The 21,400-nt window shown below is 76.1% G+C and carries 18 protein-coding genes and 3 tRNA genes; 18 read left to right on the forward strand and 3 right to left on the reverse strand.

Annotated features, from left to right (window positions below; genetic code table 11):
• The 9 genes from ACFY07_RS18340 to ACFY07_RS18380 all read left to right on the forward strand — a co-directional run.
• On the forward strand, window positions 1-3,121 hold a 3,121-nt coding region (locus ACFY07_RS18340), incomplete at its 5' end, for an Rne/Rng family ribonuclease (protein WP_390869670.1).
• 227 nt (window positions 3,122-3,348) lie between these two features.
• Complete coding sequence (gene rplU, locus ACFY07_RS18345) at window positions 3,349-3,663, forward strand: 50S ribosomal protein L21 (protein WP_230649998.1); 315 nt, start codon at window positions 3,349-3,351, stop codon at window positions 3,661-3,663.
• 13 nt (window positions 3,664-3,676) lie between these two features.
• The gene (rpmA, locus tag ACFY07_RS18350) at window positions 3,677-3,934 is read left to right on the forward strand and encodes a 50S ribosomal protein L27 (RefSeq protein WP_230649996.1); all 258 of its coding nucleotides are present in this window, start codon (window positions 3,677-3,679) and stop codon (window positions 3,932-3,934) included.
• 111 nt (window positions 3,935-4,045) lie between these two features.
• The gene (gene obgE, locus ACFY07_RS18355; protein ID WP_390869672.1) at window positions 4,046-5,509 is read left to right on the forward strand and encodes a GTPase ObgE; all 1,464 of its coding nucleotides are present in this window, start codon (window positions 4,046-4,048) and stop codon (window positions 5,507-5,509) included.
• A 304-nt stretch (window positions 5,510-5,813) separates the two neighbouring features.
• Entirely contained in the window at window positions 5,814-6,947 is a 1,134-nt protein-coding gene (proB, locus tag ACFY07_RS18360) for a glutamate 5-kinase (RefSeq protein ID WP_390869860.1), read from the forward strand.
• A 79-nt stretch (window positions 6,948-7,026) separates the two neighbouring features.
• On the forward strand, window positions 7,027-7,533 hold the full coding sequence (locus ACFY07_RS18365) for a hypothetical protein (RefSeq protein ID WP_390869674.1): 507 nt from the start codon (window positions 7,027-7,029) through the stop codon (window positions 7,531-7,533).
• Between the two features lie 171 nt (window positions 7,534-7,704).
• A complete protein-coding gene (locus tag ACFY07_RS18370; protein WP_390869676.1) occupies window positions 7,705-8,997 on the forward strand; it encodes a glutamate-5-semialdehyde dehydrogenase in 1,293 nt (430 codons plus the stop codon).
• 277 nt (window positions 8,998-9,274) lie between these two features.
• Complete coding sequence (locus ACFY07_RS18375; protein WP_390869678.1) at window positions 9,275-9,850, forward strand: hypothetical protein; 576 nt, start codon at window positions 9,275-9,277, stop codon at window positions 9,848-9,850.
• Window positions 9,851-10,118: 268 nt separating this feature from the next.
• The gene (locus ACFY07_RS18380) at window positions 10,119-11,552 is read left to right on the forward strand and encodes a hypothetical protein (RefSeq protein ID WP_390869681.1); all 1,434 of its coding nucleotides are present in this window, start codon (window positions 10,119-10,121) and stop codon (window positions 11,550-11,552) included.
• A 67-nt stretch (window positions 11,553-11,619) separates the two neighbouring features.
• Here the strand turns inward: ACFY07_RS18380 and ACFY07_RS18385 are convergent, their stop codons facing one another.
• Complete coding sequence (locus ACFY07_RS18385) at window positions 11,620-12,729, reverse strand: M48 family metallopeptidase (RefSeq protein WP_390869683.1); 1,110 nt, start codon at window positions 12,727-12,729, stop codon at window positions 11,620-11,622.
• A gap of 221 nt (window positions 12,730-12,950) precedes the next feature.
• Between ACFY07_RS18385 and ACFY07_RS18390 the strand changes: the two genes are divergently transcribed.
• From ACFY07_RS18390 to ACFY07_RS18430, 9 genes are all read left to right on the forward strand, one after another.
• Window positions 12,951-13,103: a hypothetical protein gene (locus ACFY07_RS18390; protein WP_390869685.1), complete on the forward strand. Its 153-nt coding sequence runs from the start codon at window positions 12,951-12,953 to the stop codon at window positions 13,101-13,103.
• A gap of 189 nt (window positions 13,104-13,292) precedes the next feature.
• Entirely contained in the window at window positions 13,293-13,439 is a 147-nt protein-coding gene (locus tag ACFY07_RS18395) for a hypothetical protein (protein WP_230649975.1), read from the forward strand.
• Window positions 13,440-13,549: 110 nt separating this feature from the next.
• Window positions 13,550-14,194, forward strand: coding sequence for a nicotinate-nucleotide adenylyltransferase (nadD, locus tag ACFY07_RS18400; protein ID WP_230649972.1), 645 nt, complete (start codon window positions 13,550-13,552; stop codon window positions 14,192-14,194).
• Window positions 14,195-14,234: 40 nt separating this feature from the next.
• The gene (locus ACFY07_RS18405; protein WP_390869687.1) at window positions 14,235-16,175 is read left to right on the forward strand and encodes an LCP family protein; all 1,941 of its coding nucleotides are present in this window, start codon (window positions 14,235-14,237) and stop codon (window positions 16,173-16,175) included.
• A gap of 92 nt (window positions 16,176-16,267) precedes the next feature.
• Window positions 16,268-16,711 (forward strand): ribosome silencing factor, encoded by a 444-nt coding sequence (gene rsfS, locus ACFY07_RS18410; RefSeq protein ID WP_230649969.1) that lies wholly within the window; start codon window positions 16,268-16,270, stop codon window positions 16,709-16,711.
• Window positions 16,708-17,355 (forward strand): histidine phosphatase family protein, encoded by a 648-nt coding sequence (locus ACFY07_RS18415; protein ID WP_390869862.1) that lies wholly within the window; start codon window positions 16,708-16,710, stop codon window positions 17,353-17,355. The genes rsfS and ACFY07_RS18415 overlap by 4 nt, the downstream gene beginning before the upstream one ends.
• 247 nt (window positions 17,356-17,602) lie before the next feature.
• Window positions 17,603-17,675, forward strand: a tRNA-Ala gene (locus tag ACFY07_RS18420).
• A 1-nt stretch (window position 17,676) separates the two neighbouring features.
• Window positions 17,677-17,749: transfer RNA gene (locus ACFY07_RS18425), tRNA-Ala, on the forward strand.
• Window positions 17,750-17,956: 207 nt separating this feature from the next.
• Window positions 17,957-18,029: transfer RNA gene (locus ACFY07_RS18430), tRNA-Ala, on the forward strand.
• Between the two features lie 88 nt (window positions 18,030-18,117).
• On the opposite strand, the gene ACFY07_RS18435 is transcribed toward ACFY07_RS18430, so the two are convergent.
• Both ACFY07_RS18435 and ACFY07_RS18440 read right to left on the reverse strand, forming a co-directional pair.
• The gene (locus ACFY07_RS18435) at window positions 18,118-19,632 is read right to left on the reverse strand and encodes an NADH-ubiquinone oxidoreductase-F iron-sulfur binding region domain-containing protein (RefSeq protein ID WP_390869690.1); all 1,515 of its coding nucleotides are present in this window, start codon (window positions 19,630-19,632) and stop codon (window positions 18,118-18,120) included.
• Window positions 19,632-21,386 carry a hypothetical protein gene (locus tag ACFY07_RS18440; protein WP_390869692.1) on the reverse strand — a complete coding sequence of 585 codons (1,755 nt, stop codon included), beginning with the start codon at window positions 21,384-21,386 and terminating at the stop codon, window positions 19,632-19,634. Before ACFY07_RS18440 ends, ACFY07_RS18435 begins: the two co-directional genes overlap by 1 nt.
• Window positions 21,387-21,400 lie beyond the last annotated feature (14 nt).

A 21,400-nucleotide genomic window follows, 5' to 3' on the forward strand; every position in this document is an offset into this window, starting at 1 on the left:
TGCTCCGGAGAAGCCGAAGCGCGTCCGCCGTACCCGCAAGAAGGCCGAGACCGCGCCCGAGCCGGCCGCCGAGCAGGCCCCGGCCGCGGAGCCGCAGCCGGCCGCCGCCGAGCCGCAGGCCGCCGAGTCGCAGGCCGGGGCCGCGGTGGCGGAGGAGGCTGCTCCGGAGAAGCCGAAGCGCGTCCGCCGTACCCGCAAGAAGGCCGAGACCGCGCCCGAGCCGGCCGCCGAGCAGGCCCCGGCCGCGGAGCCGCAGGCCGAGGCGCCCGCCGCCCCGCAGCCGGCCGCCGCCGAGCCGCAGGCCGAGGAGGAGCCGGAGGAGGCCGCGCAGCCCGAGCCCGCCGTCGAGCTGGAGCCCGAGCCCGCCCCGCGGCCGCGCCGCCGCGTCGTCCGCCCGCCGACGGCCGTCTTCCAGCCCCCGGTCTTCCAGGAGCCCGCCGCCCCCGTCGCCCCCGCCGCCCCGGTCCGCCGCCGGGACGAGGAGGAGGAGACCGCCGAGGAGTCCGAGCTGGGCGGCCGCCGCCGTCGCCGCCGCCGCGCCGCGGCCCCGGCCGGTCCCGCCTTCGCCGAGGAGGCCCGCGCCGAGCTGCCCGCCGAGGCCCGCGTCGAACCGCCCGCCGAGGAGGAGCCCGCCGAGGAGGAGGCCGAGGACCGCGAGGCGGAGTACGGCGAGGACGAGGGCCGCCCCTCGCGCCGCCGCCGCCGCGGCGGACGCCGCCGCCGTCGCGGGGACGCCGAGGACCGCGTCGACGAGGACCGCGACGAGTCCGAGGAGGAGTCCGGCGAGGAGGCCTCCGCGGAGGGCGACGACGAGGAGGAGGACGAGCTGGCCGCCGGCCTGGCGTCCTCGCGTCGTCGCCGCCGTCGCCGCCGCCGCGGCGGCGACACCGGCGCCGACCTGGAGGACGTGGGCTCCGACGCCCCGGAGCGCACCGTGGTCAAGGTGCGCGAGCCGCGCAAGAAGGCCTCGCACGAGCCGTCCTTCGACCCGGACGAGGTGCAGTCCATCAAGGGCTCCACGCGTCTGGAGGCCAAGAAGCAGCGCCGCCGCGAGGGCCGCGAGCTGGGCCGCCGCCGGGTGCCGATCATCACCGAGGCCGAGTTCCTGGCCCGCCGCGAGTCCGTGGAGCGGGTGATGGTCGTCCGGCAGAACGGCGAGCGCACCCAGATCGGCGTGCTCGAGGACGGTGTGCTCGTCGAGCACTACGTCAACAAGGAGCAGGCCACCAGCTACGTCGGCAACGTCTACCTGGGCCGGGTCCAGAACGTCCTGCCGTCGATGGAGGCCGCCTTCGTCGACATCGGCAAGGGCCGCAACGCCGTGCTGTACGCGGGCGAGGTCAACTTCGGCGCGCTCGGCCACGGCGGCCCGCGGCGCATCGAGTCGGTGCTCAAGTCCGGCCAGCCGGTGCTGGTGCAGGTCACCAAGGACCCGATCGGCCACAAGGGCGCCCGGCTGACCAGCCAGGTCTCCCTCCCGGGCCGGTACCTGGTGTACGTGCCCGAGGGCTCGATGACCGGCATCAGCCGCAAGCTGCCCGACACCGAGCGCACCCGGCTGAAGCAGATCCTCAAGAGGATCGTCCCCGACGACGCGGGCGTCATCGTGCGCACCGCCGCCGAGGGCGCCAGCGAGGAGGAGCTGACCCGAGACGTGCAGCGGCTCCAGGCGCAGTGGGAGGAGATCCAGAAGAAGTCCTCCTCCGGCAACGCCCCGTCGCTGCTCTACGGCGAGCCGGACATGACCGTCCGGGTGGTCCGCGACATCTTCAACGAGGACTTCACGAAGGTCATCGTCCAGGGCGGCGACGCCTGGTCCACCATCCACGAGTACGTCAGCCACGTCGCCCCCGACCTGGCCGACCGCCTCCAGCGATGGACCTCGGACGTGGACGTCTTCGCCACGTACCGGATCGACGAGCAGCTGATGAAGGCGCTGGACCGGAAGGTCTGGCTGCCCAGCGGCGGCTCGCTGGTGATCGACCGCACCGAGGCCATGGTCGTGGTCGACGTCAACACCGGGAAGTTCACCGGCCAGGGCGGCAACCTCGAGGAGACCGTCACCCGGAACAACCTGGAGGCGGCCGAGGAGATCGTCCGCCAGCTGCGGCTGCGCGACCTCGGCGGCATCATCGTCATCGACTTCATCGACATGGTCCTGGAGTCCAACCGCGACCTGGTGCTGCGGCGCCTGCTGGAGTGCCTGGGCCGCGACCGTACCAAGCACCAGGTCGCCGAGGTCACCTCGCTGGGCCTGGTGCAGATGACCCGCAAGCGGGTCGGCCAGGGCCTGCTGGAGTCGTTCTCGGAGCAGTGCGTGCACTGCAACGGCCGCGGCGTCATCGTCCACATGGACCAGCCCTCCACCGCCGGCAACGGCTCCGGCGGTGCGGCCGGCAGCAAGCGCCGCCGGCGCGGCAAGGGCGGCGTCGCCGCCGAGCAGCTCCACGAGCACGAGCACGAGCACGAGCACGAGGAGGAGCTGGAGGCGGAGGAGGAGGCCCCCGAGGCGCCCGCCGCCGAGGTCGAGGTGGCCGAGCCCGTCGCCGTCGCCGAGCCCGTGGCCGAGCCGGCGGTCGCGGCGCCCGCCGAGGCCCCCGCCGCCGAGGCCGCGCCCGAGCCCGCCGCGGCGGAGCCGGAGGCGGCGCCCGTCAGCCTGGTGGAGCTGCCCGCCGCGGCGGCCCCCGGCGGCCGCACCCGGCGCCGGGCGGTCCGCAAGGCCACCGCGCCCGCCGGTCCGCCGGTGGAGGCGGAGGCCGCGGTGCTGGTGCTGCCGGCGCGTCCTGCGGAGGCCGGGCCGGACGGGGCCGTCCCGGCCCCCGCCGCCGAGGTCCCGACCGCCGAGGTCACCGCCGCCGAGGCCCCCGCGGTCTCCGGCGCCCCCGCCGAGGCGGAGGCCCCGGCCGAGGCGGAGGCCGAGGCGGAGGCGCCGCGCAAGCGGGCCGCCCGCAAGACGGCCGCGAAGAAGACCACGGCGGCCAAGAAGACGGCGGCGGCCAAGAAGACCACCGCCACCCGCAAGACCGCCGCCAAGCGGACCACGGCCGCCAAGAAGGCCGCCGCCCCGGCGGAGGGCGGGTCCCCCGCCCCGGCCGAGGCGACCGCCCCGGCGGCCGAGTAGCGGCCCTCCGGCGGCCGCGCCGGACGGCACCGGGCCTCCCCGCGACACTCGCGGGGAGGCCCGGTTTGCTCCCTGGTGGGCCGGTCCGTATTCTTGACCCTCGGCGTGTCTGCGCCATGCTCCCGAGCAACCCACCTCCCGGGGTCCCCCCGGGGGAGGCCTCCTGTGTACTCGCCAGGAAGGCTGGCGTCGGGAGTTCCGACCGAGTAGCAGAAAGCAGGTACCGCGTGTACGCGATCGTTCGCGCCGGCGGCCGCCAGCACAAGGTCGCCGTCGGCGACGTGCTGGAGATCGACCGTGTCGATGTCAAGCCCGGTGACTCGGTCGAGCTCTCGACCATTCTGGTCGTCGACGGCGACACCGTGACCAGCGACCCGTCGGTCCTGGGCGGCGTCAAGGTCCACGCCGAGGTCGTCGACCACACCAAGGGTGACAAGATCACCATCCTGAAGTACAAGAACAAGACCGGTTACCGCAAGCGCATGGGCCACCGCCAGCAGCACACGGCCGTGCGCGTCACCGGCATCGACTCCGCGAAGTAAGGGGCAGGGAGACATGGCACACAAGAAGGGCGCAAGCTCCACCCGCAACGGCCGCGACTCCAACGCCCAGCGCCTCGGCGTGAAGCGCTTCGGCGGCCAGGTCGTCAACGCCGGCGAGATCATCGTCCGCCAGCGCGGCACCCACTTCCACCCGGGTGCCAACGTCGGCCGCGGCGGCGACGACACGCTGTTCGCACTGACCGCCGGCGCCGTCGAGTTCGGCAACCGCCGCGGCCGCCGCGTCGTCAACATCGTCGCCGTCGCCGAGTGACCCTGGCGACAGCCTGACGCAGCACCAGCGACATCACGAGGGGTGGACCGGAATGCCCGGTCCACCCCTTCTGTTTCACCCCGCAATGACCCATCCCTGGAGGCACATCCCATGACCACCTTCGTGGACCGCGTCGAGCTGCACGTCGCCGCGGGTAACGGAGGCCACGGCTGCGCCTCCGTCCACCGGGAGAAGTTCAAGCCGCTGGGCGGCCCCGACGGCGGCAACGGCGGCCGCGGCGGCGACGTCGTCCTCGTGGTCGACCCCGACGTCACCACGCTGCTCGACTACCACCACTCGCCGCACCGCAAGGCCACCAACGGCAGGCCCGGCGCCGGCGCCAACCGCTCCGGCGCCGACGGCCAGGACCTGGTCCTGCCCGTGCCGGACGGCACCGTGGTGATGGACGCCCACGGCGAGGTGCTGGCCGACCTGGTCGGCGCCGGCACCAGCTACGTCGCGGCCGCCGGCGGCCGCGGCGGCCTCGGCAACGCCGCCCTCGCCTCCGCCCGCCGCAAGGCCCCCGGCTTCGCGCTGCTCGGCGAGCCCGGCGACGTCCTCGACATCGTCCTGGAGCTCAAGACCGTCGCCGACGTGGCCCTCGTCGGCTACCCCAGCGCCGGCAAGTCGTCGCTGATCTCGGTGCTCTCCGCCGCCAAGCCGAAGATCGCCGACTACCCTTTCACCACCCTGGTCCCCAACCTGGGCGTGGTCACCGCCGGCGAGGTCGTCTACACCGTCGCCGACGTCCCCGGCCTGATCCCCGGTGCCAGCGAGGGCCGCGGCCTCGGCCTGGAGTTCCTGCGCCACGTCGAGCGCTGCTCCGCCCTGGTGCACGTCCTGGACTGCGCCACCCTGGAGCCCGGCCGCGACCCGCTCTCCGACCTGGAGACCATCGAGGCCGAGCTCGCCGCGTACGGCGGCCTGGAGGACCGGCCCCGGCTGGTCGCCCTCAACAAGACCGACGTGCCCGACGGCCAGGACCTCGCCGACATCGTCCGTGCCGACCTGGAGGCCCGCGGCCTGCGCGTCTTCGAGGTCTCCGCCGCCTCCCGCAAGGGCCTGCGCGAGCTCTCCTTCGCCATGGCCGGCCTTGTCGCCGAGGCCCGGGCCGCCAAGCCGGTCCAGGAGGCCACCCGCATCGTGCTGCGGCCCAAGGCCGTGGACGACGCCGGGTTCACCGTCACCGTCGAGGACGGCTTCTTCCGGGTGCGCGGCGCCAAGCCCGAGCGCTGGGTCCGCCAGACCGACTTCGCCAACGACGAGGCCGTCGGCTACCTCGCCGACCGCCTGGCCCGCCTCGGCGTCGAGGAGCAGCTGTGGAAGGCCGGCGCCAAGGAGGGCGCCGAGGTCGTCATCGGCCCCGACGAGAACGCCGTCGTCTTCGACTGGGAGCCCACCATGGCCGCCGGCGCGGAGATGCTCGGCCGCCGCGGCGAGGACCACCGCCTCCAGACCCAGCGTCCCGCCGTGGACCGGCGCCGCAACCGCGCCCGCGACGAGGTCGATGCCGAGTACGCGGCCTTCGACCCGCTGTCCAGCGGCCGCGCCGCCGAGGACGACGAGGACGTCTGACCTGCACCACCGTGCGCCCCCGGCGCCCGTCCGAGGCGTGAAATGCCGGACGGGCGCCGGGGGCGCATCGCGTAGATTGCGGGAGGCGGGCGCCGCACGGTGCGTCCGCGGCCGGGTGCGGCGCGACCGGACGCCCGGCGGCCGGACCCCGGCGGCACGGAGCCGGGCGGCCGGACACCGGGCGGCGGGGCGCACCGCCGCACGTCCGGCACGGACGGGCGCGATCTGCACGGGAGATGAGGGCGTGGCGGTGGCCGCAGCGGGAGCCGGGGACGGGAACACCGGCGGGAACGACGGCGGGGGACTGCGGGAGGACGTCCTGCGGGCGCGGCGGATCGTGGTGAAGGTGGGGTCGTCCTCGCTCACCACCGCCTCCGGCGGCCTGGACGCCGACCGGGTCGACGCCCTCGTCGACGTGCTCGCCCGGGTGCGCGCCCCCCGCAGCGGCGACGAGCCGCCCACCGAGGTCGTCCTCGTCTCCTCCGGCGCCATCGCCGCCGGCCTCGCCCCGCTCGGCCTCGGGGCCCGTCCGGGCGACCTGGCCCGGCAGCAGGCCGCCGCCAGCGTCGGCCAGGGCCTGCTGGTGGCCCGCTACACCGCCTCCTTCGCCCGCTACGGGATCCGGGTGGGCCAGGTGCTCCTCACCGCCGAGGACGCCGGCCGGCGCGCCCACTACCGCAACGCCTACCGCACCCTGGAGCAGCTGCTGGCGATGGGCGCGGTCCCGGTCGTCAACGAGAACGACACCGTCGCCACCGCCGAGATCCGGTTCGGCGACAACGATCGGCTGGCGGCCCTGGTCGCCCACCTGGTCCGCGCCGACCTGCTCGTCCTCCTCTCCGACGTGGACGGCCTGTACGACGGCGACCCGGCCCGGCCCGGCACCCGCCGCATCGCCGAGGTGCGCGGCCCCCACGACCTGGAGGGCGTCGAGATCGGCAGCGCCGGCAGGGCGGGCGTGGGCACCGGCGGCATGGTCACCAAGGTGGAGGCCGCCCGGATCGCCACCGGCGCGGGCATCCCCGTGGTCCTCACCGCGGCCAGCCGGGCCGCCGACGCCCTCGCCGGGCGCCCCACCGGCACCCTCTTCCACCGCACCGGCCGCCGTGCCGCCGACCGCCTCCTGTGGCTGGCGCACGCCAGCAGCCCGCGGGGGGCGCTCAGCCTGGACCCGGGCGCCGTCGACGCGGTGGTCCAGCGCCGCAAGTCGCTGCTGCCCGCGGGCCTGACGGGCGTCCGCGGGGACTTCAGCGCGGGCGACCCCGTGGACCTTCTTGACGAAAACGGCCACATCGTCGCCCGCGGACTGGTCAACTTTGATGCGAGGGAGTTGCCCCACCTGCTGGGCCGGTCCACCCACGACCTGGCCCGGGAGCTGGGTCCCGCGTACGAGCGCGAGGTCGTCCACCGCGACGACCTGGTGGTGCTGCGCGGCTGAGGCGCGGCGGGAGCAGGGGTGTGAGCGGGCCCGGAGGCGGTCGGGCCCGGCGACGACAGCGCCGGACAGGAGGCCCCCGGTGGGACGCAGGCGTCAGGAAGCGCTGTCCGGAGGACCGGTGGAGCGGCCCCTGACCGGCATCGACGGAGGCCGTGCCCTGAGACCCGCACCCGGGCGGGGCCCCGCGCCCGCCCCCGGGACCGTGCCCGCGCAGGGGCAGGGGGCCGCCGCGGCCGCCTCCGAGCAGGGGCGGCTCTGGCACGTCGTCCTCAGCGTCGCCGGCCGCAGCACGCCGCTGCCCGAGCTGCGCAGCGGCCTGGAGCGGCTCGTCCAGGACCACCCCTTCCTGCTCACCGCCCGCTACGCGGCCGACCACGCCGAGGTCCGCTACTGGGAGCAGGCCCGCGACCTCCACGACGCGGCGGCGATCGCGCTGCGGCTCTGGGGCGAGCACCGGGCCACCGCCGGGCTGCCGGCCTGGGAGATCGTGGGCCTGGAGGTCGTGGACCGCGAGACGTACCTCACGCGCGCCGCACAGGGGCACGGCGGCCCCCCGGCCCCCGTGGGCGGCGTCCACCCGTACTGAGCGGACGCCCGTCCCGGGCGCCCGACGGGCCCGGTCCGTCCGGCCCGGCAGGCCCGGCCGTCCGTTCGCCCGGCCCGCCGCTCCCCGCCCGCCCCGTCCGCAGGGCGACCCGCCGTCTCAGCGGGTGGAAAGAACCGTGGACCGCGCCGCCCGGCTCAGTACCCTTCGGTCATGACCAGCACTGACGCCCACGCCGCAGAGTCGCCCGTCCTCGCCGCCGCGCGCCGCGCCCGGGAGGCGGCCGCCGCGCTCGCCCCGGTCCCGCGCGCGGCCAAGGACGCCGCGCTGCTCGCGATCGCGGACGCGCTGGAGGCCCGCACCCCGGAGATCACCGCCGCCAACGCCGAGGACGTCGCCCGCGCCCGGGAGGCGGGCACCCCCGACTCCATGGTCGACCGGCTCACCCTCACCGCCGAGCGGGTGGCCGCCATCGCCTCCGACGTCCGCGACGTGGCGGGCCTGACCGACCCGGTCGGCGAGGTCGTCCGCGGCTACACGCTCCCCAACGGCCTGGACGTCCGCCAGGTGCGGGTGCCGCTCGGTGTGGTCGGCATCATCTACGAGGCCCGTCCCAACGTGACGGCCGACGCTGCCGCCCTCTGCCTGAAGTCCGGCAACGCCGTGCTGCTGCGCGGCTCCTCCTCCGCCTACCGCTCCAACACGAAGCTGGTGGAGGTGCTGCGCGACGCGGTGGCCTCGGCCGGCCTGCCCGCCGACGCCGTGCAGCTGGTGCCGGGGGAGGGCCGCGACTCGGTCAAGGAGCTGATGCGGGCCCGCGGCCTGGTCGACGTGCTGATCCCGCGCGGCGGCGCCTCGCTGATCCGCACCGTGGTGGAGGAGTCCACCGTCCCCGTCATCGAGACCGGGACCGGCAACTGCCACGTCTACGTGGACGCCGGCGCCGACCTCTCCATGGCCGTGGACGTCCTGCTCAACTCCAAGGCGCAGCGGGTCAGCGTCTGCAACAGCGCGGAGACGCTGCTGGTGCACCGGGACGCCGCCCCCGCCTTCCTGCCGCTCGCGCTGGACGCCCTCGCCGAGGCCGGGGTGACCGTGCACGGCGACCCGGCGGTGGTCGAGGCCGCGCGGGCGCACGGCGGTCCGGCGGTGGTCGTCCCGGCCACGGACGAGGACTGGGAGACCGAGTACCTGTCGTACGACATCGCCGCCGCCGTGGTCGACTCGCTCGACGACGCGGTGGCCCACATCCGCCGCTGGTCCTCCGGCCACACCGAGGCGATCGTGACCGGCTCGCAGGCCGCGGCCCGGCGCTTCACCCGTCTGGTCGACTCCACCACGGTCGCCGTCAACGCCTCCACCCGCTTCACCGACGGCGGCCAGTTCGGCTTCGGCGCGGAGATCGGCATCTCCACGCAGAAGCTCCACGCCCGCGGCCCGATGGGCCTGCCGGAGCTGACGTCGACGAAGTACATCCTCACCGGCGACGGCCACGTCCGTCCCTGACGGGCGGCGGGGCACCCGCACCCCGGGCCGCCCCTCCGGCGGTCTTCCGGCCGGTTCCCCCCCCCGGGCGGTCCCTTCCGGCAGCCGGAGGGACCGCCCGGGGCGGCGCACGGGGGCGGCCCGCGGCCGTACGGGGGCGGCGCGGAGGCGGGTCCGGGGGCGGACGCGGTGCCCGTGCGCCGGTCCGCGCGGGCGCACCGCTGCGGGATCCGGCCGGGTCGGAGGGGCTTTGGGACGAGCCACAGACAAACGGCCCCGGCGGTAATACGCTGAGTCCGTGCCCGAGGATGTGGGGGATTCGCCGTACCCGGACGGCGCCGACCACGGCGGTGCGGACGACGCGTTCGCAGCCGTGGTCTTCGACGAGGCCTTCGTCCGGGCCGCCACCGTGCACGAGCCCTCCGCCCACGAGCGGATGCTCGCCGCCGTCGAGGCCCGGCTGGAGCTGGAGGCCACCGGCGCCGGCCGCGCGTACGGCGGCGCCGACGACCCCCGCGACCCGGCCGACGACGGCCTGCCGGAGGAACTGCGCCCGTACCGGGGCGACGAGGACGACCTCGACTGGCCCGGCCCCGCGGTGCACCGCAGCCGCCTCTCCGGCCGCCGCGCCCCCGGCCCGCGCGGGCGCCGCGCCTCCGCCCACGCCCGCTGGCACCGGCCGGTGGCCTGGTTCCTCGCCGTGGTCATGGGACTCGGGGTGGTCGCCGTCGCCGTCGCGGCCGTCTACCGGGGCACCACCGGGCCCGCCACGCCCGCACCGTCGCGCCCCGACAGCGGCAGCTTCGGCAGCCCGGCCGCCGACGTGCCCCGTCCCCCCGTGGTCAGCGCCCCCTCGGCCGCCTCCGGCGGCTGACCGCCGGCACGCCCGGCTGCGTGCGCGGCCCGGTGCTCCGGCCCGCGGCCCCGTCCTTCCGCCGTCCTCCTGCCGTCCTCTCTCTCCTCGTCGTCCCGCCGTCCCGTCGGCCGTCCGGGAGCCGCCCGGCGTACGGCCGGACAACGGCCCGGGAACGCCGCCCTGCACCCCGACTGCCGTGTCCCGCAAGGGACTTCGGTGATTCCGTGTCAGAACGTGACCGGACCGGCATCGTTCGCAGACGCCCGGGAGACTTACCCTTGGGGGCATGGGTGGCCGGGAGGAGCCTCCGGAGGGCGCGCCCGAGGGCGCTCCCGGCGGGGATGACGAGTTCCGATCCGTCGTGTTCGACGAGTCGTTCGTCCGCGCTGCCCGGATCCGCGAGCTGTCGGCCCGGGAGCGCCTGGGCTTCGCCGACCGCAGGCCGTCCGGCCGCGGCCCCCGGTCGGCCGCGCTGCTGCCCCGGCAGGCGTTCGCGCTGATGCTGCTGATAGCGGTCGCGTTCGCGGCCGCCGTCTACATGGGCGTCCGCCACCCCTACCGCCAGCCCGAGCGGAGCCGGACCCTCCTGACGACGACGGTGGTCCCGCTGGCGCCGCGCTCGGCGCCCCGGGCGGCGGGCGGCAGCACGACCGACGGCCCCTTCGCCCGCTTCGACCGGCGCACGGACGGCGCGGGCTTCGCCGACGGCATGGTCGGCCTCACCCTGCCGGCCCCCACGGCGACCAAGCGGTTCCCGGAGGAGCAGGTCACCCGCGCCCTGGCGGCCGTGCAGCAGTTCCTCTTCGCCTCCTCGCTGGACTCCAAGGTCCTGGTGGAGGGCGGGACGGGCGCCGTCCGCGACCTGCTGGTGCCGGCGCAGCGCGCCCAGTTCGACGACAGCGTCGGCAACCCGAGGGACGACCTGCACCACGCGGCGACCGGCTGGATGGTGCGCTTCGACCCCGCGCAGGTCACGCTCGCGGTCTCCAAGGTGAAGGTCACCGGGACCATGTCCTTCCGCGACGCCGACGACGACACCCTCGAGGTGCTCACCGACCACACCTTCGTCTACGCCCTGCAGGCGGCGCCGCGCACCGGTCCGTCCTCCCCGGCGGACGGCACCGCCGCATCCGTGCCCGGTCCTGCGGGGCCGACCGTCCTCGGGCCGACCGCCTCCGGGCCGACCGCCTCCGGGTCGCCCGCCTCGGGGCCGACCGCGGCTCCCGCCGCCCCGGGCGGCACCGCCACCGCCCTCCCGGGCGGTACGGCACCGGGTCAGGGGCCGTCGGCCGCGGGGTCGCCGGCTTCCGGTTCCCCCGTCTCCGGTTCCCCCGTCTCCGGTTCCCCCGTCTCCGGTTCCCCCGTCTCCGGGTCGCCGTCGGCCACCCCCACGACGGTGTTCGACCCCGACCAGCTCTCCGTGCCCGGTGCGCCGGTGACCCTCTTCACCGTCCGCCGCGAGCTGCGCTTCCGCTTCGACCGCGACGACATCGCGGCCTCCCAGGTGCGGCTGGTCGACTCCGTGGTCCAGGCCGGGCCGATGGCGTGCGACGCGGACACCAGCCGCTACCTGCGCCCCGTCCTGGCCGGGCAGCCCGCCGCGGGCGCCGCCGCCGGCCCGGCCGCCGGGATCGACCCGCTGGACCGCCTGCACCGCCCCGCCTGGCAGGTGTGCGGGGTCCTCGGCGGGCCCATGGCCGATCTGGCCGCCGCCGGCTGAGCCACTCCACTCCGGCCGCGGGGGCGCCCGGCCCGGGAACGGGCGGGCGCGCCCCCGCGGCCGGCGCTCAGCTGCCGCCGGAGCCGGAGCCGGAGCCCCTGCCCTCCGCGGCGCCGTCCGCCCCGGAGCCGTCCGTCCCCGCGCCGCGCGCCCCGGAGCCGCTGAAGACGTCGCGGATCCTGCCGCCCACGTCCCCCGCGCCCCCGGTGATGTCGCGGATCAGGCCCATCAGCGGGTCCTTGCTCTCCTTGACCGACCGGGCGTACGACTCGGCGGTCGCCCGCCACTGCTCGCCCACGGAGGTGTCCGGGTCGTCGGCGCGCCGCGGGTAGGCCCCGGCCATGATCGACCGGTACTCCTCGCTCTCCGCCCACTTCTTCAGCCGGGCCACCCGGACCGTCGCGAAGGGGTGGCTCTGCGGCAGCAGCTGGAGCAGCTTGAGTACGCCGTCGCGCAGGTCCCCGGCGCGCTCGTACTCCTCCGCCTGCTCGATGAACGCGTCCACGTTCATCTCCGCCAGGTGGTGGCCGCCCGCCAGCTTCATCAGCCCGCGCATGGACGCCTGGAGGTCCTGGCCGACCAGCAGCCCGGCCCGGTCGCAGGAGATCTCCGACTTGCGGAACCACTCCTTGAGCGCCGTGATGAGCGCCGTGATCGCGATGTTGCCGAGCGGCAGCCAGGCGATCCGGGCGGCGATGCCGGTCAGGATCAGCAGCATCGTCCGGTAGACGGCGTGGCCGGACATCGCGTGCCCCACCTCGTGGCCGACGACCGCCCGCAGCTCCTCCTCGTCGAGCATCTCCACCAGGCCGGTGGTCACCACGAGGACCGGCGTCTCCATGCCGATGCACATGGCGTTGGGCCGGGGGTCCTGGGTGACGTAGAGCTCCGGGACCTTCTCCAGGTCCAGGATGTACGCGGCGTCGCGCACCATGTCGTGGATGTGCGGGAACTGCCGCTCCGAGGCCCTGACCGCCGTCGCCAGGAACATCAGCCGCACGCTGCGCTCGGACACCAGCCCGGCGAGCTTCTTCAGCACGTCGTCGAACCCGGAGAGCTTCCGCAGGGCCACCAGGGCCGAGCGGTCGGCCGGGTGCTCCCAGGCCCGGGTCGAGATGCCGGGGAACCTCTTGCGCGCCCGGTCGGGCACGCCGCTGCCGCGGGTGGGGTCGGTCATGTCGTGAGTACCTCCTGCGCGGCGCGGTTCCCCGTGAGGTACGGGCCCCCCGCCGTCCGCCTCGTCCGTCGCCTGCTCGTACTCGTCCCCGCCGGCCACCCTACGGCGCCGGGGGTCGCCCCGTCGCCCCTGTCGGCGGGGCGGGGCGGGGCCGCTGTCCGGTACGCCCCGGTCTACGCTGGGCAGTGCACCCCGACCGAGGAGCCCTGACCATGCCGCCCGTGCCGTCCGAGAGCCTGACCGTACTCGCCAGCCCCATCTCCGGGGAGGGTGGACCGGGCCTCTTCCTGCGCATCGTGCTGATCGCCGCCGTGGTCGGCGTCGTCCTGCTGGCCTGGGCCATCGCCAAGGCCGGCCGCGACAACGACCGGTGAGCGGCTGCCGGTCGGCCGCCTGACGGCCGCTGACCTGCCGCCGCCGCCGTCGGCCGCGGCCCGGCCCACCGGCCGGGACCGGTGCCCCGCACACCGGCTGAGACGCGCGGAGCCGCCGCGCGGTTGCGCGGGCCCCACCCGTACCATGAGCACGCATCCGCCCTCCGAGCCGAGAAGGTCCAGCAGACGATGACCACTGCCGCAGCCCACGCCCTGAGCCTGCTCGCCGAGGGCGGCAACCACGACAGCCTCAACCCCGCGCTCACCGGGGGCGGCGCCCTGCTGGCCCTCCTGGTCCTGCTCTTCATCACCACCCGCTTCAACCGCGACCGCTGAGCCGCGGTCCGGCCGTCCGACGCCGGACGCCGACCCCGGCCGACCGGCCCTCCGCCCGACGGGCGGAGGGCCGGTTCCGCATCCGGGCGCATCCCGTAAGGTGAGGCGGCATGGAACAGCAGGCCGAGGACGGCGGTGCGCCGGTGAAGCGGCGCATCGGCGTGATGGGCGGAACCTTCGACCCGATCCACCACGGGCACCTGGTGGCCGCCAGCGAGGTGGCCAGCCTGTTCGCACTGGACGAGGTGGTCTTCGTGCCCACCGGCCAGCCCTGGCAGAAGAGCGACCGGGCGGTCTCCCCGGCCGAGGACCGCTACCTGATGACGGTCATCGCCACCGCCTCCAACCCGCAGTTCTCGGTCAGCCGGATCGACATCGACCGCGAGGGCCCCACCTACACCGTGGACACCCTGCGCGACCTGCGGGCCGAGCACCCGGACGCCGACCTCTTCTTCATCACCGGCGCGGACGCCCTGGACCAGATCCTGTCCTGGCGGAACGCCGAGGAGATGTTCGGCCTCGCACATTTCATCGGAGTCACCCGTCCGGGGCACACTTTGACGAACCCCGGACTGCCCGAGGGCGGGGTGTCCCTGGTCGAGGTGCCGGCACTGGCCATCTCCTCCTCGGACTGCCGCTCGCGGGTCGCCCGCGGGGAGCCGGTCTGGTACCTGGTCCCCGACGGCGTTGTCCGGTACATCGACAAGCGCAGGCTCTACCACCGCAGGGGCGGCCAGACCGCCAGCGGCGGCTGACGGCCGGCACAGAGGCAATCGGAAGACCTTGAGGGGCGGCGTGACCGGATCGGCAGACCGCAGGGGACCGGGGGGCGACGACTGGTCCGGGGGGCGCTACGTGCCCGCGGACCGGCAGGACCGGGAGGGCTGGGACGACCCCGGCGACTGGTCGCCGCCCGGCGCCCCCGGCGGCCCGGCGCCGTACCGGCAGGACGGCCGGGGCGCCGGTCCGTACGCCGCCGACCCCTACGGCGGGCAGGGCGGCGGTCCGTACGGCGCGGACCCGTACGGCGGGCAGGGCGGCTACGCCCCGCAGCAGCCCCCGCAGCAGCCCGGCCAGGGGGGCGGGTACGGCGACGGGTACGGCACCGGCCGGTACCCGGCCGTGGACCCCTACGGCGGGCAGGGCGGCTACGCCCCGCAGCAGCCCCCGCAGCAGCCCGGCCAGGGGGGCGGGTACGGCGACGGGTACGGCACCGGCCGGTACCCGGCCGTGGACCCCTACGGCGGGCAGGGCGGCTACGCCCCGCAGCAGCCCCCGCAGCAGCCCGGTCACGACGGCCGCCACGGCGACGGGTACGGCACCGGCCAGTACCCGGTCGTCGGCCCCGCGGCGGCGCAGGCCCCCCAGGACGCCCGGCAGGCCGCCACCGCCGCCGCCCCGCCGCGGCAGCGCACCGCCCAGGCCCCCCGGCGGCCCGGCGCCCGGCCGGGCACCGCGCCCGGCCCCGGTGCCGCCCCCGGCTCCTCCTACGACGGCGAGGAGTTCACCTTCGTCGACGACGAGGAGGAGTCCGAGGACGTCATCGACTGGCTGAAGTTCGCCGAGACCCGCACCGAGCGCCGCGACGAGCGCAAGCGCCGCGGCCGCAACCGCGTCGTCGCCCTGGTCGTCGCGCTCGCCCTGGTCGCGCTGGGCGCCGCCGGCTACCTCTGGAAGTCCGGCGTGCTCGGGGGGCAGGCCGCCGACGGCGGGCCGGCCGGCAAGCGCGAGGTGATCGCCCTCCACCTGCACGACCTCAAGGGGCGGACCACCACCGCCCTCCTGGTCGACGACCCGGCCGGGGACAAGGGCACCGCCCTCCTCCTCCCCGGCGCCCTGCTGCTCCCCGACGACGGCGGCGGCTCCGGCTCCACCACCCTCGGCGCCTCCCTGGCCGCCCAGGGCGCCGGCGGCACCCAGGACGCCCTCGCCACCACCCTCGGCGCCCCCGTGGCCGGCACCTGGCGGCTGGACACCCCCTACCTGCAGATCCTGGTGGACCAGCTCGGCGGCATCACGGCCGACGTCGACGCCCCCGTCACCCAGAACGGGAAGACCCTGGTGCAGGCCGGCCCGTCCCGCAGCCTCAACGGCCAGGCCGCCGTCGCCTACGCCACCCTCCTCGCCCCCGGGGAGCGGCCCGCCGCGCAGCTCGCCCGCTTCGGCAAGGTGCTGGCCGCCGTCGTCAAGGCCATGCCCGCCGACTCCTCCGCCGCCACCGACGTGGTCAAGCGGATGAACGCGGTGATGGACCCGTCCCTCTCCGAGAAGCAGCTCGGCGCGTCCCTCGCCGCGCTCTCCGCGCACGCCGCGAAGGACCGGTTCGCCGTCCGCACCCTCCCGGTCAAGGCCGACGGGACCGTCGACGAGGCCACCGCCGGGGCGCTGGTCAAGGAGGTCCTGGGCGGCACCGTCCACAACGCCGACCGCGGCTCCGGACCGGCCAGGGTGGCCGTCCAGGACGCCACCGGCGTCCGCGGCCGCGCGGCCGACGCGCAGGTCCAGGTGGTCAACGGCGGCTACACCTTCGTGCCGCCGGTCGGCAGGGCCGCCGCCACCGCCGCCCGCACCGAGATCCGCTACACCGACGACGCCCGTGCCGGGGACGCCAGGCAGCTGGCGCTCACCCTGGACGTGCCCGCCACCTCGGTGAAGAAGGCCCCCGGCGGCCAGACGGCGGACATCCTGGTGGTGCTCGGCCAGGACTACAAGGGCAGGCCGAAGGCCCCGCAGTAGCCCGGCGGCGGGGAGGGGCCGGTACGGACACCGGCCCCTCCCCGCGCCGTGAGATCCTGGGAGGCGCATTCACCTCCTACCGAAAGCAGATCGTGACCGCTACCGACCGGGCCACCGAGCTCATCACCACCGCCGCGCAGGCGGCTGCCGACAAGCTCGCCCACGACGTCGTCGCCTACGACGTCAGCGAGGTGCTCGCCATCACCGACGCCTTCCTGCTGGCGTCCGCCCCCAACGACCGCCAGGTCAAGTCCATCTCGGACGAGATCGAGGAGCGGCTGCTGAAGGAGTGCGGTGTCAAGCCGGTGCGCCGCGAGGGCGAGCGCGACGGCCGCTGGATCCTGCTCGACTACATCGACGTCGTCGTCCACGTGCAGCACTCCGAGGAGCGCTCCTTCTACGCCCTCGAGCGCCTCTGGAAGGACTGCCCCGAGCTGGACCTGCCCGAGGACGCCAAGGCCACCCGCAACCGCCCCGACGCCCGTACCGACGCCGCGGGCAACGCCGTCGAGGCCGCGGACGGGAGTCTCAGCTGAACGGCCCGGGGCGCGGTCCGCGCGTCGTCTTCTGGCGGCACGGGCAGACCTCGTGGAACCTCGAGGGCCGCTTCCAGGGCACCACCGACATCGCCCTGACCGAGACCGGCGTGGCGCAGGCGCGCCGCGCCGCCCGCCTGCTGGCGGCCCTCGGTCCGGACGCCGTCATCGCCTCGGACCTGCGGCGCGCCGCGGACACCGCGGCGGAGCTCTCCGCGGTCACCGGCCTGCCGGTCGCCCGCCACCAGGCCCTGCGGGAGACCTACGCCGGCGTCTGGCAGGGGCTCACCAACGCCGAGATCCGCCAGAAGTACGGCGAGGACTACGCCGCGTGGAAGCGCGGCGAGCCGGTGCGGCGCGGCGGCGGCGAGCTGGAGACCGAGGTCGCCGACCGGGCCGTGCCGGTGATCCTGGAGGCGGTGGAGAAGCTGCCGGTGGACGGCACCCTGGTGGTGGTCAGCCACGGCGGCACCATCCGCACCAGCCTCGGCCGACTGCTGGGGCTGGAGCCCTTCCACTGGGAGTCGCTGGGCGGCCTCTCCAACTGCTGCTGGTCGGTCCTGGGCCGCGGCGCCCGCGGCTGGCGGCTGCTGGAGCACAACGCGGGCACCCTGCCCGAGCCGGTCATCGGCGACGACACCTGAGGCGGTGCCTGAGGCGGCACCCTGGGCGGCGCCCGGGGTGACGCACGACGGCGCCGTCCGGCGGTGCCGCGCGAGGGGCGGGCCGGGCCGCGGAGCACGCCGCACCCCGGCGCCGCGCCCCGTCCTCCCTCCCTGCCCGCCCCGGCGGGGAGGGGCGAGAGGCCAATTGGCCAAATGCCGAGGCCACCCGTTAAAGTCTTCCTCGTTCGCAGCGCCGACCGGAAGGCCGGAAGGCGCGGGGGAACACGGGGCCTTAGCTCAGTTGGTAGAGCGCTTGCATGGCATGCAAGAGGTCAGGGGTTCGAATCCCCTAGGCTCCACGGGGCTTTAGCTCAGTTGGTAGAGCGCTTGCATGGCATGCAAGAGGTCAGGGGTTCGAATCCCCTAAGCTCCACAGCGACCGCGAGACGGGCCGCCTCCCACACCGGGAGGCGGCCCGTTCCGCGTTCACCCCCGCGCCCCCGCACCCCCGGGACGGGGGCGCGGAAGGCGCGGGGCCGCGCCGGTGAGGGATTCGTGGACCGGCCCCGCGACCGTGTAGAGTGAGCGGTGTCGCCGGGGAGGTCCGAAAGGCCTCCGGACCGGCGGCGCAGCAGGTCGAGGGGCTTTAGCTCAGTTGGTAGAGCGCTTGCATGGCATGCAAGAGGTCAGGGGTTCAAATCCCCTAAGCTCCACAGGATTAGCGAAGGCCGCCTCCCCGTCGGGGAGGCGGCCTTCCTGCTTCCCCGGGGTGCCGGCACCCCGGGACCGCTGACCCCGGGGTCAGCGGTCCCTGCCGAAGCGGAGCGCCAGCGCCGGGCACTGGTTGACGGCCCGCTTGGCCTCGCTCTCCAGCCAGACCGGGATGGGGGCGTTGCTGACCACGGGGAAGCCGTGGGCGTCCAGGCTGAACAGCTCGGGTGCCAGGGCGGCGCACAGCCCGTGCGCCCGGCACCGCTGCCAGTCGACCACCAGGGTGGGGCCGCCGAGGTGGTCCTGGTCCTGTCCCGGCCCCCACGGGGAGAGCGGCATCACCCCCCGCACCCGGCGCCCGCAGCTGCCGCGCAGGCTGTGGTTGGCCAGGTCGTCGGTGAAGGCGGTGAGCGCGGAGAGGATGAAGCGGGACGAGCCGTCCGGGTGCGAGCAGGCGCCCTGCCCGATCACGCCGCCCGCGATCCGGCGGGCCTCCTCCAGGGCGCGGGTGCCGCCGCCGCCGTTGGCGAGGTCGGTGAGGACCCGGGCCAGGTCGGGCAGGCCCATCCGGCACGGCCCGCACTGGCCGGCGGACTGGACGGCCAGCCACTCGGCGATCCGCGCGGCCTCGCCCAGCGGGCAGGTGTCCTCGGGGACGGGGATGACGATGCCCGCGCCGAAGGAGCCGCCCGCGGCGGACATGCCGGCGCGGGAGCAGGGCGCCCTCACGGCGGCGTCGGCGTCCAGGAACATGCCGTGGTACCCGCCGACCAGCACGCCCTGTCCGGGGGAGACCCCGGCGGCGTCGAGCACGTCGCCGAGGAGGGTGCCCGCGGGGGCCTCCACGACCAGCGGCCGGCCGGCGTCGGGGCGGTTGACCGTGAGCAGGACGGTGCCGGGCTCGGCCGCGGTGCCGATCACCGCGTAGGCGTCGGGGCCGAGGCGGGCCGCGATGCCCAGCTGCGCGAAGGTCTCCGCGTTGGACAGCAGGGTGGGGCGCCCGTCGACGCCGCCGTTGCCGCCGTCCGAGGTGCGGATCTTGCGGCTCGGGGGGATGGCGGGCAGGCCGTTGACGCCGCGGACCAGGGAGCCGCCCTCGCCGGAGGTGAACCGGTCGGGCTGGCAGACCACCCGCACCGGGATGTCCCAGCTGCGCTCGGCCACGGCGGGCGGCATCGAGGTGACGCCGGGGCTCCCCTCGTCGACGCCGATCGCGAGGGAGGCCGCGCCCAGGGCGTCCGCGACCAGGCCCGCCCCGTCGAGGATGATGTGCGGGGCGCGGGCCAGCAGCATGCGGTCCTTGGCGCTGCCCGGCTCGCCCTCCGTGGCGTTGACCACGACGGCGGGGGCGATCCGCTGGCGCTCCACCGTCCGGACGACGGCCTGGAGCTTGCGGGCGAAGGGGAAGCCCGCGCCGCCCTTGCCCTTCAGCTTGATCTTCTCGGCGAGCGCGATCAGCCCGTCGAGGTCGTAGCGGGGGAGGGGGCCGTGGGCGCGCTGGTGCGCGGCGTGGTCGAGCCGGAGGTCGGCGTCCAGGCCGGCGGTCAGCCGGGCGGGGCCGATCCGGAGGACCTCCGGGACGTCGGTCACGGCGGGGGTGGTCATCAGCGGGCCTGCCAGGGGTCGGCGGAGTAGGCGGCCGGGACCTGGCCGTAGGCCGGTCCGGCGCCGGGGGCGGCGGGAGCGGGGCCGGGCATCGGGGCCGGCTGCGGCTGGGGGGCCGCGGGGTGGCCGTACCCGGTGGCCGGCACCTGGGGGAAGGAGCCGGTGGCGAAGGGGTCCGCCGGGGCGGTCGGCGGGAGGTACTGCAGCGGGGCCGCCGCCGCGCCGAGGGTGACGCCCGGGGCCTGCACCTGCGGCACGGCGCCCGTGGAGAACGGGTCGGCGGCGTAGCCCGCATAGGGCTGCTGCCCGGCCGCCGGGTATTCGCCGGCGGCGTACGCCTGCGGTGCGGCGTACGCCTGCGGTGCGGCCTCGGGCGCCGTCGGCTGGGGGGCCGGCGCGGGCACGGGCTGCGCCATCGCGGGCTGGGGCATCACGGGCTGCGCCGTCAGGGGCTGGGGGGCCTGGTACTGCGCGGCCGCCTGCTGCGCCGCCACCGCCTGCTGGGCGGCGGCGTAGGGGTCGCCGGTGTACGGGACGCCCGCGGCCTGCGCCGCCGCGTACTGCCGCTGCCCGGCGTCGAGCAGCGCGTTGAGCTCGCCGGTGTCCCACTCGGCGGCGAAGCGCGCGGAGAACTCGCCCGTGTCGACCACCGACCCGGTCGGCTGGAGGACGGGCTGCTGCTGCGCCGCGACGGGCTGTGCGTACAGCGGCTGCTGCGGCTGCACGGGCTCCGGCTGCTGCACGGCCGGCCGGACCGGTCCGGCGGCCGGGACCGCCCCGGGCTCCGCCGCGTACGACGGCGCGGCCTGCATGACGGCGGTCGGCTCCGGTGCGGAGGCGGCCGCGGGCTCCGCCGCGGTCGACCCGGGGATCGGGAGGTCGCGGGTGAGCGGGATGTCCCGGGCGGTGCCGGCGGCCGCCCCGCCCCGCGCCGCGGCCGGGCGGCGGTCGGCCCCGCCGGGGCCGACCACCAGGTCGCGGGCCATCAGCCTGCGGGTCGACTCCAGCTCCGCTGCGCTCCTGCCCGTGTTGCCGAGGGCGCGGACCAGCACGGCGAGCGCGACGGCCGCCACGCAGAGCCCGTAGCCCCACAGGACGTACCACTTGCCGGGCCGTCCGGCGGTGAGCCCGTGCGTGAGGCCGATGAGCCAGGACGCGTAGCCCATGACGTGGACCGGCCGCCAGATCCACGGGTACCGGCCGTGGGCGAACCTGCTGCGCAGGATGCCGGTGACGGCGACGCCGACCATCAGGTACGCGGCGACGGTGCCCAGCCCCACGGCCACCGGTGTGCCGACCCCGCCCAGCGGGATGACGCCGTCGACCGGCGCGGCCTCGCCGAACGAGATCTTCACCAGGACGTGGAGGAGGAGCGCAGCCAGGGCCGCGGTGGAGATGCCGCGGTGCACGGCCTGCGAGAAGACCCGCTGGTGCGGCTTGAGGACCGACTGGTTGGTCGAGATCAGCCCCCACACCACCGAGCCGGTGAGCGAGACGAGGGTGACCACGCCGATGAAGAAGTCGAGGAAGTTGAGGACCCCGAGCGACGCGTTGTCCATCCACGACTTGCCGGCCGGGCTGGAGAAGGCCCGCACGGCCGTCGACGTGATGGTCACCGAGACGGTGACGAGCACCAGGAACAGCGGGAACGGCAGGCGTTTGAGGCCGCCGCCCCCTCCGGTGGCTGCGTCGCGGAGGCGGGCCGCGCCCCGCAGTGCGGCGCGCCGGCGCGGCTGGGTGCTCTTGGTGTTCACGAGGGGCCCTCCAG

Source organism: Streptomyces sp. NPDC001380, from assembly GCF_042895785.1.
GTDB lineage: Bacteria > Actinomycetota > Actinomycetes > Streptomycetales > Streptomycetaceae > Peterkaempfera.